11 protein-coding genes are annotated in these 16989 nt (G+C 62.2%); 3 read left to right on the top strand and 8 right to left on the bottom strand.

Annotation, left to right across the window (positions count from 1 at the left end; genetic code table 11):
* Positions 1-98: 98 nt before the first annotated feature.
* A complete protein-coding gene (locus tag JNA92_RS16615; protein WP_241805761.1) occupies positions 99-1670 on the top strand; it encodes a TerC family protein in 1572 nt (523 codons plus the stop codon).
* On the opposite strand, the gene rarD is transcribed toward JNA92_RS16615, so the two are convergent.
* Both rarD and JNA92_RS16605 read right to left on the bottom strand, forming a co-directional pair.
* Positions 1633-2520, bottom strand: coding sequence for an EamA family transporter RarD (gene rarD, locus JNA92_RS16610; RefSeq protein WP_241805760.1), 888 nt, complete (start codon positions 2518-2520; stop codon positions 1633-1635). The genes JNA92_RS16615 and rarD overlap by 38 nt on opposite strands.
* Positions 2521-2552: 32 nt before the next feature.
* The gene (locus JNA92_RS16605) at positions 2553-4139 is read right to left on the bottom strand and encodes an EAL domain-containing protein (RefSeq protein WP_241805759.1); all 1587 of its coding nucleotides are present in this window, start codon (positions 4137-4139) and stop codon (positions 2553-2555) included.
* A 297-nt stretch (positions 4140-4436) separates the two neighbouring features.
* Here JNA92_RS16605 and hppD point away from each other — a divergent pair, with 297 nt between their 5' ends.
* On the top strand, positions 4437-5513 hold the full coding sequence (gene hppD, locus JNA92_RS16600; protein WP_241805758.1) for a 4-hydroxyphenylpyruvate dioxygenase: 1077 nt from the start codon (positions 4437-4439) through the stop codon (positions 5511-5513).
* Positions 5514-5529: 16 nt separating this feature from the next.
* Here hppD and JNA92_RS16595 read toward each other — a convergent pair whose 3' ends face one another.
* Positions 5530-6336 carry a CSS-motif domain-containing protein gene (locus JNA92_RS16595; RefSeq protein ID WP_241805757.1) on the bottom strand — a complete coding sequence of 269 codons (807 nt, stop codon included), beginning with the start codon at positions 6334-6336 and terminating at the stop codon, positions 5530-5532.
* Positions 6337-6470: 134 nt separating this feature from the next.
* Positions 6471-7154: a type 1 glutamine amidotransferase domain-containing protein gene (locus tag JNA92_RS16590; protein WP_241805756.1), complete on the bottom strand. Its 684-nt coding sequence runs from the start codon at positions 7152-7154 to the stop codon at positions 6471-6473.
* Between the two features lie 281 nt (positions 7155-7435).
* Here JNA92_RS16590 and JNA92_RS16585 point away from each other — a divergent pair, with 281 nt between their 5' ends.
* On the top strand, positions 7436-9424 hold the full coding sequence (locus JNA92_RS16585) for a hybrid sensor histidine kinase/response regulator (protein ID WP_241805755.1): 1989 nt from the start codon (positions 7436-7438) through the stop codon (positions 9422-9424).
* Between the two features lie 5 nt (positions 9425-9429).
* Here the strand turns inward: JNA92_RS16585 and JNA92_RS16580 are convergent, their stop codons facing one another.
* The 4 genes from JNA92_RS16580 to JNA92_RS16565 form a co-directional block, all read right to left on the bottom strand.
* A complete protein-coding gene (locus tag JNA92_RS16580) occupies positions 9430-11043 on the bottom strand; it encodes a response regulator (protein WP_241805754.1) in 1614 nt (537 codons plus the stop codon).
* A gap of 92 nt (positions 11044-11135) precedes the next feature.
* Positions 11136-12191 carry a tetratricopeptide repeat protein gene (locus tag JNA92_RS16575; protein WP_241805753.1) on the bottom strand — a complete coding sequence of 352 codons (1056 nt, stop codon included), beginning with the start codon at positions 12189-12191 and terminating at the stop codon, positions 11136-11138.
* A gap of 199 nt (positions 12192-12390) precedes the next feature.
* Positions 12391-13806 (bottom strand): efflux transporter outer membrane subunit, encoded by a 1416-nt coding sequence (locus JNA92_RS16570; RefSeq protein WP_241805752.1) that lies wholly within the window; start codon positions 13804-13806, stop codon positions 12391-12393.
* Positions 13803-16982: an efflux RND transporter permease subunit gene (locus JNA92_RS16565; protein WP_241805751.1), complete on the bottom strand. Its 3180-nt coding sequence runs from the start codon at positions 16980-16982 to the stop codon at positions 13803-13805. Before JNA92_RS16565 ends, JNA92_RS16570 begins: the two co-directional genes overlap by 4 nt.
* Between the last annotated feature and the right edge of the window lie 7 nt (positions 16983-16989).

Below are 16989 nucleotides of genomic sequence, written 5' to 3'. Positions count from 1 at the left end.
CAGGTCCCCATGAGCACCTTCGCGGAACCCCCCAGTTTTCGGCCGTCCTGGCCATCCTTCACCCGTCTTCGTGACGCTTCTTTCGTGAGTACCCGCTAATGGAATGGCTAGCCGACCCCACGGCCTGGCTGGGCCTGTTGACGCTTATCGTCCTCGAGCTGGTGCTGGGTATCGACAACCTGGTGTTCATCGCCATCCTGGCCGACAAACTGCCGCCGCATCAGCGCGATCGCGCGCGGGTGATCGGTCTGAGCCTGGCGCTGATCATGCGCCTGGGCCTGCTGGCCAGTATCTCGTGGATGGTCACCCTGACCGCGCCGTTGTTCGAGGTGTTCGGCAAGAGCTTCTCCGGCCGTGACCTGATCATGCTGTTCGGCGGTGTGTTCCTGCTGTTCAAGGCCACCATGGAGTTGCATGAACGCCTCGAAGGCCATGTCACCCAAGCCAGTGGCGCGGTGCGCCATGCCGCGTTCTGGCCCATCGTGGCGCAGATCGTGGTGCTCGACGCCGTATTCTCGCTGGACGCGGTGATCACTGCAGTGGGTATGGTCGAACACCTGTCGGTGATGATGATCGCGGTGATCTTCTCGATCGGCATCATGATCGTCGCCAGCAAGCCGCTGACCCGCTTCGTCAACGCTCACCCGACGGTGATCATGCTGTGCCTGGGCTTCTTGATGATGATCGGCTTCAGCCTGACCGCCGAAGGCCTGGGCTTCCATATCCCCAAAGGCTATCTGTATGCGGCCATTGGTTTCTCGATCCTGATCGAGCTGTTCAACCAGCTGGCCCGTGCTCGCCGCAAGCGTAGCCTGCAGCAGCACCGGCCACTGCGTGAGCGTACCGCCCACGCTGTGCTGCGCCTGCTCGGCGGGCGCAGGGTGGAGGCTGACGAGGTCGGTGAGGAGATCGCTGACCTGGTCGCGGGCGGTGAGGAACATGTGCTGTTCGACCGCCGTGAACGGGTGATGATCAGTGGTGTGCTGAACCTGGCCGAGCGGCCGATCCGCACGGTGATGACTGCCCGTACCGAAGTCGACGTCCTCGACCTGGCGCAGCCTGCGGCGACGATTACCGAGGCGTTGGCCAACTCACCTTACTCGCGCCTGCCGCTGATCCGTGACGGCCGCATCGACGAGCCGCTGGGCTTTGTGCACAAGAAAGAACTGCTCAAAGAGCTGCTCTCTGGCAACCAGCCAGACCTTGAGCGCATGGCCCGGGCGCCGTTGAATCTGCTGGAAAGCTTCAGCATCCTCAACGCGCTGGAGCAGATGCGCAGCCAGTCGACGCACATCGCCTTCGTGGTCAACGAATTCGGTGACTTCACCGGCCTGCTGACCATGACCGACATTCTCGAGTCGATCGCCGGTGAGCTGCCGGATGCCAGCGAGGTGGAAGGCCCGGCGATCGTCGAAGACGCTGATGGCTTCGTCGTCAGCGGCGCGCTGAACCTCAGCCAGGTGCAGGCGCGCACCGGCTTCAGCGCGCGTGCGACCGAAGATTACCAGACCCTTGCCGGCCTGGTGATGAGCCTGCTCGACCGCCTGCCAGTGGTCGGTGACCACCTGGCCTGGAACGGCTGGAGCATGACGGTGGTGGCGGTGGAAGAACGGCGGGTGCGCCAGGTGCGCCTTAAACCGAACGGCGACGTTGGCGCAGCAGGTGCTTGAAACCCTCAAGCACCAGCACCAGGACCGCGGCCCAGATCGGCAGGTAAGTCAGCCACTGATCCGGGCCGATCGTCTCGCCCAGCAGCAGCGCTACGCCCACCAGCAGCACCGGTTCGACATAGCTGAGCAGGCCGAACAGGCTGAACGGCAGCAGTCGGCTGGCCAGCACATAGGCGATCAGGGCTGAGGCACTGATCGCGCCGAGCAGTGGAATCAAACCGTACAGGCCAGGATGCGCGACCAGGTCAGCACTGGACAGCGGGCCTTGGCTGACGAAGTACAGGGCCCAGGGCAGCAACAGGCACATGTCGCACCACAAGCCGCCCAGGTGGTCGGTGCGGCAGCGCCGGCGCAGCACGAAGTAGACGGGGTAGCCGATCATCACCAGCATGGTTTCCCAGGCGAAGCTGCCGTGCTGGTAAAGCTCGTGCGCCACGCCCAGCGCAGCGCAGGCCACCGCCACTTTTTGCAGGCGTGACAGGCGTTCGCCGTACACCAGGCGGCCCGTCAGCACCATCGCCAGCGGCAGCAGGAAGTAGCCCATCGACACCTCAAGGCTACGCCCGTGCAGGGGCGCCCAGAGGAACAGCCACAGTTGCACGCCCATCAGCCATGAGGTGCCCACCATGCCCAGCAGCAGCGCTGGGGTCTGGCGCACGCGCGCGAGCAAGTCACCGACCCGCTTCCAGTCTTTGCTGGCCAGCATGAACAGTGTCAGGCAGGGCAGCGTCAGCAGCGTGCGCCAGCCAAAGATCTCTTCGCCATCGAGCGGAGTGAGCAGGGAGGTATAGAAGTACATCACGGCGAACAGGCAGGAGGCCATGACCGAACAGAGAATGCCTTTTGACACGAATGCCTCGAATAGCGGGGTGGGCGGTGGGATCAGCCGCGCATGATCTCAGGGGCCGCGTCATGCGGCAACCGCGGCACGCCTGGTCGCGTGGCCAGCGCCTGGAGAAATTGCGCTGCCGGCATTGGCCTGGCGAACAGATAGCCCTGCTGAAAGTCCACGTCATACTGGGCCAGATAATCGCGCTGCACTTCGGTTTCCACGCCTTCGGCAACGATGCCCAGGCCCAGCTTCCCCGACAGTTCGATGATGCTGTCGAGGATATGCTGTGACAGCGCATCACCGCCGATCATTGCCACGAAGCTCTGGTCGATCTTCAGGTAGTCGACCTTGAACTGGCGCAGATAATTGAGACTGGACTGGCCTGTGCCGAAGTCGTCCAGTGCGATCATCACGCCCATCTCATGGAGCTGTTCGAACAGTTCGAGGGTCACTGCGCTGGCCTCGATCAGTTTGCGCTCAGTCAGCTCCAGCGTCAGCACCACCCGCCCGGGGGGGAAGTGTTCGAGGAACGTGCGGCAGTCGTCGATCAGGGCAAGGTCACGGCAGTGATCGGCCGTGATGTTGATGCCGATGTGGAAGCCGTCTTCCAGCAATGCTGCGTAAGGCGCCAGGCTTTGCGCAGTGTGCTGCATCAATGCCCGGGTCATGTCGACGATCTGACCGCTGTGTTCGGCATAGGGAATGAACAGGTCGGGGCGCACCAGGCCCTCGTGCGGGTGATCCCAGCGCATCAGCACTTCGGCGCCTGCCCAGCGATAATCGCCTTTGCGCACAACCGGCTGGAAAAACGGCAGGAACTCGTCAGCTTCCAGCGCACGGCGCAGTTCGGCGCGGGGGGAGTTGGCGCGGCGGATTTGCCAGCGGCAGGTGCAACCGGCTGCAACACCGAGCAACAGCAGCAAGCTGAGCAGTGCCGGGTAGCGGCTGCGCAGCAATTCGCTGCGTTTGTCGGCGGTGTAACCGCCGTGGACGCTGAAAGGGTAGTGCGTCGACCCGAGTGTCACGTCGCCAATGGCTGCAGGGGGTGGCAGGCCTTGATGCACCACGCCATCCTTGCCCATCCACGCCGTGCCGACACGTAAATGCAGTGCCTCGCTGGGGCCGATAAGGCGCAGCGCGGTCAGCAAATGGTCGCCATCGACAGTGGTGATGGCGCCTCGGTCGCCGTCACTGGCCCGATACACCAGCAATGGGTGCCCTGGTGTCACGGAGTTGCCGTTCATCAGCCACAGCTTTCCATCGCTGTAGTCGCGGGGGTCCACCGGCTCGTCGAATTCGCCGAACAGCGAGGTGCAGTACAGCGTGTCTTGCCGGAACAGGTTGGTCGAGCGCACGAAGGCGTTGCGCGTCACCTCTTTGCGCAAGGCCAGTTCGGCTTGCGCGCACGGGCTGCCCGCCAATGGCAGCAGCGTCTGAGCGGCACCGGAAAGGCTGCCGAGAATATGCTCGACCTGTTCGACCACTTGCCGTGTGGTGGCCTGGCTGCTGGCGCGCAGTTCGCGCTCGATTTGCCAGTGCATCACGATCAGGCCGAACGCCAGGGGCAAGATGCCAACGCCCCATGGGAGGAGGGTGCGCCAGCTCCAGCGGGCGGGTCTTTTACTGCGCAGGGGCATGTTGGCGTAATCTTGACTTGAAATGACTGAGGATAGCCGTTTGTCGGCGCAGTCGGAGAACGAATGCGCGACAAAGAAATTTACGCACTGTAGAATCGGTTTACGATTACAACAATAAGGTCTTTCATCACTGAAGGATCATCCCCACCGAGAATGGGACTATATGACAAACCAAGGGTTCAAGCTGATCATTGGTGACTTCCTCGCCAGAAGCGTGCGCGGCATCCCCTGCTCGCCGCCATTTTCGTACCACATCCCCGGCACACAATAATTTTCGCTGCAGATGAGGACACGAACATGGCTGATATCTTCGACAACCCTATGGGCCTGATGGGCTTTGAATTCATTGAACTGGCATCGCCAACCCCAGGCGTTCTTGAGCCCGTCTTCCAGATGCTCGGTTTCACCAAGGTCGCCACACACCGCTCCAAGGACGTGCACCTGTATCGGCAAGGTGGCATCAACCTGATTCTCAACAATGAGCCGAAAAGCATCGCCTCCTACTTTGCAGCCGAGCATGGGCCGTCAGTGTGTGGCATGGCGTTCCGCGTGCGCAACGCTCATGAAGCCTACGCCCGTGCCCTGGAACTGGGCGCCCAGCCCGTCGAGATCGAAACCGGCCCGATGGAACTGCGCCTGCCGGCGATCAAAGGCATCGGCGGCGCCCCCCTGTACCTGATCGACCGTTTCGAAGAAGGCAGCTCGATCTATGACATCGACTTCAACTTCATCGAAGGCGTGGACCGCAACCCGGCCGGCGCAGGCCTGAAGATCATCGATCACCTGACTCACAACGTGTATCGCGGCCGTATGGCTTACTGGGCCGGCTTCTATGAGAAGCTCTTCAACTTCCGCGAAATCCGCTACTTCGACATCAAGGGCGAGTACACCGGCCTGACCTCCAAGGCCATGACCGCTCCGGATGGCATGATCCGCATCCCGCTCAATGAGGAGTCGTCCAAAGGGGCCGGGCAGATCGAAGAGTTTCTGATGCAGTTCAACGGTGAGGGCATCCAGCATGTCGCCTTCCTTACCGATGACCTGCTCAAGACCTGGGATGCACTCAAGGGCTACGGCATGCGCTTCATGACTGCACCGCCGCAGACCTATTACGAAATGCTCGAGGAGCGCCTGCCAGGGCACGGTGAGCCGGTTGACCAACTGCAGGCTCGCGGCATTCTGCTCGACGGCGCCTCCGAGGCCGGCGACAAGCGCCTGCTGCTGCAGATCTTCTCTGAAACCCTGCTCGGGCCGGTGTTCTTCGAGTTCATCCAGCGCAAAGGTGATGACGGGTTTGGCGAAGGCAACTTCAAGGCGCTGTTCGAGTCGATCGAGCGCGACCAGGTTCGCCGGGGCGTGCTCGACGTTCAATAACTGAAGTGTACCGCCGTCACTTTTTTGGGGCGGCGGTACGTTCCGCTTTACGCCACTGCCTGAACAGCCCCCAGTAGACGATCGACCCTGTGATGATGCCGATCAACGTAAGCGATGGCAGCATCTGCATCAGCATATGGCGCCTTTCATCAGCGGCAAAGCCGTCGGGGTAGCCGACTTTCACGGTGTAGCCGTACTTGTCCGATGTCCCGGTCATTGAAAACTCGGACTGCGAGGGGCGGGTAGGGTCCCGGCTGTCGCCATCGGCCCAGATGTAAAAATCCCCGAACTCCAGGAGCAACACCAGCCCGGTTTGAAATGCGCGCAGTTCGTTGCGCAGTTCCAAGCCGGAGGTCGATGCGATCACACTCAGATTTTCATCACGAAGCTGGTAGGCCACAAGCACTTCATTAGGCGCTGCGGGCGAGTCGAAGATCAGTTGCACCGGAGCCTCAAGGTCAGGCGAAAACCGGTTTTGTGCACTCGGCGGAACCAGCGTGTCACAGTACGTACGGCCATCGACAGCCAATGCCAGCGCTCGCAGGTATCGAACATCCTGAATTTGTTTCAGCAAGTGCGTCCTGGCTGTCTCGCAAGCACTGCCCGCCAGTGGCATTGCCGCCAAGGCCGCGTCGTGCAAGCGGTTGAGGGACAGATCAATGGAAAAAATGGCTTCCTTCAACGATACGCGAGCCGTCTCTTTGAGCTTGTTATCGTGCTGGTAGATCATCACCATCAAGCCTGACGCAACGGGTATCAAACTGATCGCCAGTGTCAGCAGCAGCGCCATCATGCTGCGACCGAGAACCTTGAATTTCGACATAGGATTGCAGCCCTCCTGGTTCGAATTGTCCGAGATGGACAATTGACCGGAGAGCCTATGTTTTCTGCGTAGTCGCCACTGTAATCCCCAACCGTGTTTGACTGAGGATTCGCGCGGTTGGCGCGTACGAATGGTTACGGCTTGAGCGCCTGGAGCACTTTTTCTGCCAGTGAATGCGTCGAGGCGGGGTTTTGCCCTGTGATCAGGCGGCCGTCACAGACCACGAAGGGCTTCCAGGGATCATCATGTTTGCTGTAACTGCCCCCCCGTGCGACCAGTTCGTTTTCGGTGAGGAAAGGCACCACCTCCTCAAGCTCGGCAAGCTTTTCTTCGGTATTGGAGAATCCGGTGACCTGGCGGTCCTTGAGCAGCAACTTGTTGTCACTGAGCTTGATGTTCAGCAGCCCTGCGACGCCATGGCACACGGCGGCCACCACGCCGTTGTTCTCGTAGATCCTGCGCGCCAGCGCCTGCAATTGCGGGTCGTCAGGGAAGTCCCACATCACACCATGGCCGCCGGTGTAGTACATGGCACAGTATTCCTCTCCCATGACCTGGCCGGGGCTTAGCGAGGCGCCCAGGCGGTTCATGAATGCCTTGTCGGTGTAGTAGCGCCAATCCAGCTCGGGGGCCATCTGCAAGCTGTGCGGATCGATTGGCACGTATCCGCCGCTGGGGCTAACGTAGTCCACTGTATGACCTGCTTGCTGAACCGCGTCTACAAAATGCACAGCTTCACCCAGCCATAAACCGGTTGCGCGATTAAGGGTCGGATATTTGGCGGTATTGGTCAGTACCACCAGAATTTTCTTGCTCATCACGGCACTCCTGCCTGTAATCGAACGGGGAAGCCAGCACATGGCGCGGGAAGCCAATAAAGCATAGCTGGCGTTGGAAACACTGGCGGTGCATCGCTGTCAAAATCGCTGCGACCCGCATACAGCCTATTGCAGCGCTTGACCATGGAGTCGATGATGCAGGAGCACGTCCTTGAACCTTGAGCAACGGTGGAACCCACGTTTTGGCCGATAACAGTACACCTTGCGATATCTCGCCGCGTGGCATGGCATTGTCTACCCCTCCACAGTCGACGGCTGGCATGCGAGAGAAGATCGTGCAGTTCGATTGGCGGGATACGGACCTTGGGCCTTTGCCGCACTGGGATGCCACCTTGCGCATTGCAATCGACATGATGCTGACGTCGTCATTTCCCAGTGCCGTGGTCTGGGGGCCGAACATGAACGTTGTTCATAACGATGCCTACATCGCACTGATCGGTGACCGGGACCACGCGCTGGGCATGCGTTTCGATGCGTTGTGGAAGGGCGTGTGGAACGATATCGGCCGGTGGGTGTTCAAGGCGCTGGAAGGTACAACCAGTTTTGTCGAGGATCAGCCTCATCAGATCACAGGCGCAAAGACGGGAGCCCAGGGGTGGTTCGTGTTCAGCTATGCGCCGATTCGTGACGAGCACTATGAAGTAGTCGGCATGCTGCATACGGTGATCCAGAGCTCTGCCAGCGCTGCAGTGCATGACAGGTGGCGCGAACAGGCGCAGTCATTCGAGCGACAGATAGCGCGATACATTGCTGACCGTGATTACATCTGGCGCCTGTCACGTGATGTCATGATCACGGTGAGCCTGGACCTCATGATGATCGGGGCAAATCCGGCCTGGCATCGCGCCCTGGGCTGGAGCGAGCTTCAGATACAGGGCTTGTCGATCCTGGACTTGGTTCATCCGGCCGACAGGGAAGAAGTCGAGGCAGCTGCAATCGATTTCGTCAACGGTACAGGGCCTGCAGAGCTTGAAACACGCGTGCGCCATGTCGACGGGCATTACCGCTGGTTCCACTGGAGTGGCAGCTTCGACGGTTCGGTGCTGACTGCCGTGGGGCGGGACATTACCGCCGACCGTGAAGAGGCCATGCGCCAGTCCCAGATACTGTTGCGCAACACCCAAAGGCTGGAGGCTGTCGGTCAAGTGGCTGGCGGCATGGCCCACGAGATGAACAACCTGTTGTCAGGAATCGGCGGCAGCCTGGAGTTGCTGCAACGGCGTCTGAGCCAAGGCCGGACGGAGGCTATCGAAGGCTACGTGGAGATGGCGCGCGATTCGGTGCAGCGGGCCATGAGCCTTACCCACCGCCTGCTGGCGTTCTCCCGCCATCAGCCTCTTGCCCCGGCACCTTTGAACGTGAATGCCCACCTGACCACTCTGGAGCCGATGTTGCGCCATGTGCTTGGGGCTGAGGTGTCTCTGTCGTGGCAGATGGATGTCGAGCCATGGACCGTGTGCCTGGATGCCGGCCAACTGGAAACCACCCTGATCAATCTGTGCGCCAATGCTCGTGAAGCCTGCCTGGGCCGGGGCAATGTTGCGATTCGCACGATCAACACACGGTTGGCCTCGGCGTTTCCTGAAGAAGGAGGGCTCCCGCCGGGGGACTACCTGGGGCTGCAGGTGATCGACGATGGCCACGGCATGTCGGCTGAGGATGTGGCCAGGGCCTTTGAGCCGTTCTTTACCAGCAAACCGATTGGGCGGGGCTCTGGGATGGGGCTGGCGATGGTGCATGGCTTCGTCGGGCAATCAGGCGGTTACGTGTGGATCGAATCGTCACCCGACCAAGGTACGAAGGTCTGCATGCTGTTCCCGCGATGCCTGGAAGCCATACCGCAAGCCCCTGCTGTGCCAGTACCGCAGGCGTCACGGGCAAGCGGGCAGCGGGTGTTGTTGGTCGACGACGAGCACAGCCTGCGCGCAGTCATGGCCGAGTATCTGCGCGAGCGGGGTTTTACCGTTAGTGATGTGACAGACGCCAATTCCGCGCTGGAGTGTTTTCGTCACAAGGGCCCGTACGAGCTGGTCATCACCGATATCGGGCTGCCTGAAGGCTTCAGTGGTCGCCAGATGGCCAGAGCCATGCGCGCCATCACCCCTGACCAGAAGATACTGTTCATTACCGGCTATGTGGATCAGCCGCTGGAGCCGCACATATTGGACGTGCCAGGCACGGCGCTGTTGATCAAGCCCTTCGAATTGTCGACCTTGGCCAACCAGGCGCTGTTGTTGCTGGACGACTGAGGCCCTCAGGCCTCACCGAAAATCTGTTTCACTCGGGCATGCAATTGTGCCAGTTCGAAGGGTTTGCACATCAGTTGCATGCCTGCGCCGAGAAAACCCTCCCGTGCCATTGCCGTTTCGGTGTAGCCAGTGATGAACAATATGGGCAGATGCGGGTGCAGGGTACGGGCGATTTCTGCCAGTTGCCGGCCGTTCATGCCTGGCAGGCCGACGTCACTGACCAGCAGGTCGATCGCCTCGGAGGAACGCAGTACTTGCAGGGCCTCACTGGCATTGCAGGCACTGCGGCACGGGAAGCCCTGTTCCTGAAGGGTTTGACACAAAAGCTGGCGCACATCCGGGTCATCCTCGACCACCAGTACCGTGCGGCCGTTGCGCCGTGAAGGAGGGGGCGCTGCGGGGGCCTGCGCTTGTTCCTGCTCCAGGTGGCGCGGCAGGTAAAGGTCCACACGGCAGCCCTGGCCGATATGGCTATGCAGTACCACATGCCCATGAGACTGTTTGCTGAACCCGTAGACCATCGAAAGGCCCAGGCCGATACCTTGGCCCACCGGCTTGGTGCTGAAGAACGGCTCGAAGGCATGTTCGAGTGTGCTCTGCGACATGCCTTGGCCTTCGTCGGTAACGCTCAGGCAGGTATAGTCGCCCGCCGCCAGGCTGCCATCGGCGAACGGTTGCGCGGTGACCTTTCGATTGCTGGCTTCGACAAATACCGTGCCGCCGTTGGGCATCGCCTCGCAGGCGTTGTGCAGCAGGTTGTCCAACGCTTCTTGCAATTGTGTGTCGTCGCCGGCCACCGGCCAGGTGTCTTCCGGCACTGTCAGTTGCAGTTTCACGCCCGGTTGCAGTACGGTCTCCAGCCGCTGGGGCTGCAGCAGTGCCCGAAGGTCGATGCGACGGCTGTGCAGCGACTGCCGGGAGGAAAACGCCAACAGACGATGAGTGAGGCGTGCTGCGCGCGAAACGGCCTCCTGCCCCCTGTGCAGCAGGCTTTCAAGCCCCTTGGTGCTGCCCTGTTTCACCCGCCTGTCGATCAGTTCGAAACTGCCCCCGATGCTGGTCAGCAAGTTATTGAAATCGTGTGCCACACCGCCGGCCAATTGCCCGATGGCGTCCATCTTGCGGGTCTGGTGCCGTGCTTGCTCGGCGCTCTGCAGTGCCTCGCTTTGTGCCTCCAGACGTTGCTCCAGGTCCAGTAACTGGTCGCGCGCCTGATACTGGCGGCGACGGTGACGAAGCGCCACCTTGATCAGCGCCAGTAGCTGTTCATTTTCGAACGGAACGGCCAGCAGGGTCAGGTTGCCCAGTGGATGGTCGGCGGGCGTGCGGGGGCTGGTTGAGTTCTGCGGGCTTTGCGTGAGCATTACGATGGGCAGGTCCGACCAGGGCGGTTGGTGGTCGATGAAAGCCTGCAACAGGCCGCTTTGGCTGCCGTTGAGCATGTGCTCGTCGATGACCACCAAGCCCGCACCACTGCCCAGCCCATCTTGCAGGTGGCTCATGTCACGCGAACACAGGCAGTCGATGCCAGCGCTCGTCAGAAACGTCGAGGCGTGCGTGGCAAGTTGCCTGGGTGCCAGAATCAAGGCACGTTCGTCCAGCGACAGCGACCTGGCCAATGCGATTCTCCTTGGGGGCTGCCATGTCTGGCCAAGCCGTGAGTGGTCCGATACCCACTGGACCACAGGCAATCGCTTGGGGTTCAACGCATCTAGAGCCCTTGTTGCAGAAACGGATCGTCCGGGTTCTGCCGCTCCAGTTCGGCAAGCAGCACCTGGACGTTCTGCAACTGCCCTGTTTCTTTCCAGTATTGAATCAGCAACACCCGCGCCCGGCGATTGGCCGGTTGCCGGTTGAGCAGCGTCTCAAGCTGCTTTTGCGCTGCATCGGACTGTTCCAAGTCGTGCAGGGTCACTGCCAGGTTATAGCGATAGTCGGCATTGTCCGGCTCCAGCTCGACTGCGCGGGACAACGCGAGCAGGGCGAACTCGCGCTGGCCATGGCGGATCAGCCAGCGGCCCAGTTCGTGTTGCAGAAAGGCCGAATCCGGACGCAGCGCCAGCGCCTGGGCCAGCACCTGCCGGGACTGGTCATGCTGGCCTTGACGTTCGAGCAAGCGGACCTGGGTCGCCAGGGCCTCGAGGTTGTCAGGGTCGGACGCCAGGCTGCGTTGCAGGGCGGACGCGGCCCCGGTGTAGTCATTCTCGTGCAGGTACAGGCGTGCCAGGTGGACCTGGGCCGCAGCATCCTGGGGCTGCTGTTCCAGCGTTTGCTGGTACTGCTCCAGCGCCGCCTGCAGTGGGCCGAAGTACAGGCCTATGGCGTCAGGGTCCAGGCCAAGCAAGGCATCGACGGCGGCAAAGCGAACGCTTTGCTCGGCATCATCGAGCAGTGGGCCAAGCACCAGGCTGCGTTGTGCGGCAGGCAGCAGGCGGCGGATGCTGGCGATCGCTGCACGACGAACCAAGGGCTCATCGTTTTCCAGGCCCATGCGGGCCAGTTTCAGCGCTTGCGGCGAGGGGTAATTGGGCAGCTCGGCATACAGGGCGGCGCGCCGGATCGGCGCCAGGTCGTTGCGTTGCAGTTGCTGGTAGAGCATGCGGGCGGCGCCCGGTAGGCCATCATGCGCCTGGCGCAGGGCTTTGGCGTAGCTGTGCGGCGGTAAAGTCGGTTGTGCTGGCGGGGTTTCCCGGCGCAGGTAAGCGATGCCGACTGATACCAGAATCAGCAGAAACACAGCGATCAGGTAGCGGCGGCGTGTGGGCATCGGATGGGGCCATGGCGGAGGAAGTGGAAGCTTGGGGCAGATTGACCTGGGCTGCAAGGGCGCCACGGCAATCGGAGCATGCGCCTGGCCGCGCCGAAAGCGGCCTGCAAAGCTGGCAAAAAAAGCCCCGCAAGCCAAGGCCAGCGGGGCAAACGGTTGGGGGAGGAACCAACCAAAGGAGTCGTTGAAGAGAGAGGACTCAGCGCGCGCTGGCCACCGTTTCCGGTTGCCAGCCGCCACCCAGCGCCTTGTAGATCGAAACAATGCCGCGATACAGGTCAACCTCGCCCTGCGCCTGTGCATCTTCGGCGCTCAGCCGCTCACGCTCGGCATCGAGCAGCACCAGGTAATCCACCGTACCTTCGCGGTAGCGCACTGAGGCCAGGTCAGCCGCCTTGCGGCTGGCCTCGCTCTGGCGCATCAGCGACAGCAGCCGCTGTTGGGTCTTGTCATAGTCGCTGAAGGCGTTGGCCGACTCTTCCAAGGCCAGCAATACCTGTTGTTCATAGTTGGCCAAGGCGCCTTCGGCATCGGCCTTGGCACCGCGCAGGCGGGCCCGTACGCTGCCCAGATCGAACGCCGCCCACGTGATGCTTGGCCCCAGCCCCCAAGCGTTGGCGGCCGACGAACCGATCTGCGAACCGCGCGCGGCGGTAAAGCCCAAAAAGCCGCTCAGGCTCACCCGCGGGAACAGGTCGGCAGTGGCCACGCCCACATTGGCAGTGGCAGCGGCCAGTTGGCGCTCGGCACTGCGGATATCCGGGCGGCGGCGCAGCAGCTCACCCGGATCGCCCACCGGCAGGGCCTTGGCGATAGCCGGCAAGGCCTTGGGCGAGAGGTCCACGCTCAGGGCGTCCGGGCGTTGGCCGAGCAGGGTGGCAATGCGATGACGCGCCCGTGCCTGCTCGGCCTGCAGTTGTGGCACGGTGGCTTCGACGCCGGCCAGGCGGGCGTCGGCGCGTACCACGTCAAGCTCGTTGCCGACCCCGGCGTCACGCAGGGTCACGGTGATGCTGCGCGACGCCTGCTGGGTCTTGAGGTTGGCCACGGCGATCTTCTCGCGCAGTTGTGCACCGCGCAGCTGGCCATAGGCGTCGACCAGTTCGGCGATCAGGCTGACCTGCAACTGTTGCAGGTCGGCCTCGGCGGCCGCGGCCTGCGCGTCGCTGGCCTCGATCTGGCGTTGAATACGGCCGAACAGGTCGAGCTCCCAGGCCATGTCCAGGCCCAGGTCGTAACGCTCGCTGTTGACCCGCTGATCGGTCTGGCCGGGCACCTGGCCCTTGCCGATCTCACTGCTGGCGCGGCTGGTAACCACTGGCAACGGGTCGTTCGCGGCGTCATCGCGGATCGCCCGTGCCGACTTGAGCCGGGCAAAGGCCACGCGCAGGTCGCGGTTGCCGTCCAGCGAAGCCTGCACCAACTGGTTCAGTACCGGGTCATCGAACTGCTTCCACCACACGCTCTCGAAGCGGCTACGGTCGAAGGCCCTGGCCTGCACGTCGCTGGCCATACGCGCAGGCTCAGTGGCTGGCGCTTTGTAGTCCGGGCCTACCGCGCAGGCCGCGAGGGCCAGGGCCAGCAGGCTCGGGGTCAGGGGTTTGAGCAGCTTCATGCGTGGTTCTCCAGCGATTGAACGCGTTCGGCCTTGCGCGCCTGGCGACGTTCGACGAAACGGCGAATCAGGAAGAAGAACACCGGGGTCAGGAACAGGCCGAACACCGTCACGCCGATCATCCCCGAGAACACCGCGACACCCATTGCATGGCGCATCTCCGAGCCGGCCCCGGAGGAGAACACCAGCGGTACCACGCCCATGATGAAGGCGATCGAGGTCATCAGGATCGGCCGCAGGCGCAGGCGGCAGGCTTCCAGCACCGCAGCCAGTGGGTCGAGCCCCTTGGCTTGCTCGTCCTTGGCGAACTCGACGATCAGGATGGCGTTCTTGCAGGCCAGGCCCACCAGTACGATCAGGCCGATCTGGGTGAAGATGTTGTTGTCGCCACCGGACACGATCACCCCGGTGATCGCTGACAGCAGGGTCATCGGCACGATCAGGATCACCGCCAGTGGCAGGCTCCAGCTTTCGTACTGGGCCGCCAGCACCAGGAACGCCAGCAGCACGCACAACGGGAACACCAACAGTGCGGTGTTGCCGGAGAGGATCTGCTGATAGGTCAGGTCGGTCCACTCGAAGGTCATGCCGTTGGGCAGTTCCTCGTTGAGCAGTTTTTCGATCGCGGCTTCAGCCTGGCCGGAACTGTAGCCCGGGGCTGCCGCACCGTTGATTTCCGCGGTGATGAAACCGTTGTAGTGCATCACCCGATCTGGCCCGGAGGTGTCGCTGACCTTCAGGAAGGTCGCCAGCGGGATCATTTCGCCCAGGTTGTTGCGCACCTTCAGCTGGCCGATCTGCTCGGCATCGAGGCGGAACTGCTGCTCAGCCTGGACGTTGACCTGGTAGGTGCGGCCAAAGCGGTTGAAGTCGTTGGTGTACAGCGAGCCCAGGTAAACCTGCAGGGTGTCGAAGATATCGGTGATCGCCACGCCGTGGGTCTTGGCCTTTTCCCGGTCGATGGCTGCATCGACCTGGGGCACGTTGACCTGGTAACTGGTGAACAGGCCTGCCAGCTCCGGCACGTTGTGGCTCTTGGCGATGATGTTCTGGGTTTCCTTGTACAGCGCTTCGTAGCCCAGGTTGCCGCGGTCTTCGATCTGCAGACGGAAGCCGCCGATGGTGCCCAGGCCTTGGACCGGCGGTGGGGGGAAGATCGCGATGTAGGCATCCTGGATGTCGGCGAACTGGGCGTTCAGCGCTGCGGCGATGGCAGCGGCCGACTGGCTTGGGTCCTTGCGCTCATCGAACGGCTTGAGCGGGGTGAACACGATGCCGCTGTTGGGGCTGTTGGTGAAGCCGTTGATCGACAGGCCCGGGAAGGCTACCGAGTCGGCCACGCCAGGTTGCTTCAAGGCGATTTCGCTCATGCGCTTGATCACCGCCTCGGTGCGGTCGAGGCTGGCGGCATCAGGCAACTGGGCGAAGGCTACCAGGTACTGCTTGTCCTGGGCCGGCACGAAGCCGGTCGGGGTGGACGAGAAGCCGAGGTAAGTCAGGCCCATCAGGCCGGCATAGACGAACAGGGCGATGCCGCTGGAGCGGATGACCCGGCGCACGCCACCGACGTAACTGTGGCTGGCGCGGTCGAAGAAGCGGTTGAACGGGGAGAACAGCCAGCTGCCCAGCAGTTTTTCCAGCAACCGCGAAAAACGGTCCTTGGGTGCGTGGTGCTCTTTGAGCAGTACTGCGGCCAGGGCCGGTGACAGGGTCAGCGAGTTGAACGCCGAAATCACGGTCGAGATGGCAATGGTCAGGGCGAACTGTTTGTAGAACTGCCCGGTAAGGCCGGAGATGAATGCGGCGGGCACGAACACTGCACACAGTACCAGGGCGGTGGCGATGATCGGCCCGGTCACTTCACCCATCGCTTTTTGCGTGGCTTCCAGCGGTTTGAGGCCCAGCCCGATGTTGCGTTCGACGTTCTCCACCACGACGATGGCGTCGTCCACCACGATACCGATGGCCAATACCAGGCCGAACAGCGACAAGGCGTTGAGCGAAAAGCCGAACAGGTGCATCACGGCGAAGGTACCGATCAGCGACACCGGCACAGCCAGCAGCGGGATGATCGAGGCGCGCCAGGTCTGCAGGAACAGGATCACCACCAGCACCACCAGCACCAGCGCTTCGAACAGGGTGTGCACCACCGCTTCGATGGAGCCGCGTACGAAGATGGTCGGGTCATAGACGATGCTGTAGTCCATGCCTTCGGGGAAGTCTTTCTTCAGCTCGGCCATCTTCGCCCGCACTTCGTCGGAGATCTCGATGGCGTTGGAGCCAGGGCGCTGGAAGATCGGAAGGGCCACTGCGGGCTGGTTGTTCAGCAACGAGCGCAGGGCGTACTGGCTGGAGCCGAGCTCGACCCGGGCGATGTCCTTCAAGCGGGTGATTTCGCCATCGGCACCGGCGCGGATGATGATGTTCTCGAACTCTTCCTCGTTGACCAGCCGGCCCTGGGTGTTGATCGACAACTGGAAGCTGGTGGAGCCGGGGGCGGGCGGGGCGCCCAGCTGGCCTGCCGCCACCTGGCGGTTCTGCTCGCGGATGGCGGCGACCACGTCGCCGGCGGTCAGGTTGCGCGAAGCGGTCTTGTTCGGATCGAGCCACACCCGCAGCGAGTAGTCGCCCATGCCGAACAGTTGCACATCACCCACGCCGCCCAGGCGTGCCAGTTCGTCCTTGATGTTGAGGATGGCGTAGTTGGACAGGTAGAGCATGTCGTAGCGGTTGTCCGGCGAGGTCAGGTGCACCACCATGGTCAGGTCGGGCGAGGCTTTGTCGACGGTGATACCGATACGGGTCACTTCTTCCGGCAGCTTGGGCTGGGTGCGCGTGACACGGTTCTGTACCTGTACCTGCGCGTTGTCCAGGTCGGTGCCCAGGGCGAAGGTGATGGTCAGGGTGAGCTTGCCGTCGGCGGTGGATTGCGAGGACATGTACAACATGTTCTCAACACCGGTGATCGCCTGCTCCAGCGGTGCGGCGACGGTTTCGCCGATCACTTTGGGGTTGGCGCCCGGGAAGTTGGCGCGCACCACCACGGTAGGCGGCACCACTTCCGGGTATTCACTGATTGGCAGCTGGAACAGCGAGATAGAGCCCGCGATCAGCAGTACCAGCGACAGCACCGCGGCGAAGATTGGCCGGGTAATGAAGAATTTGGAGAAGTTCATCGGTGTT

This window comes from Pseudomonas putida (assembly GCF_022627325.1).
GTDB lineage: Bacteria > Pseudomonadota > Gammaproteobacteria > Pseudomonadales > Pseudomonadaceae > Aquipseudomonas > Aquipseudomonas putida_X.
The sequence above is the reverse complement of the archived record's forward strand: the minus strand, read 5'-3'. Positions and strand labels throughout refer to the sequence as shown.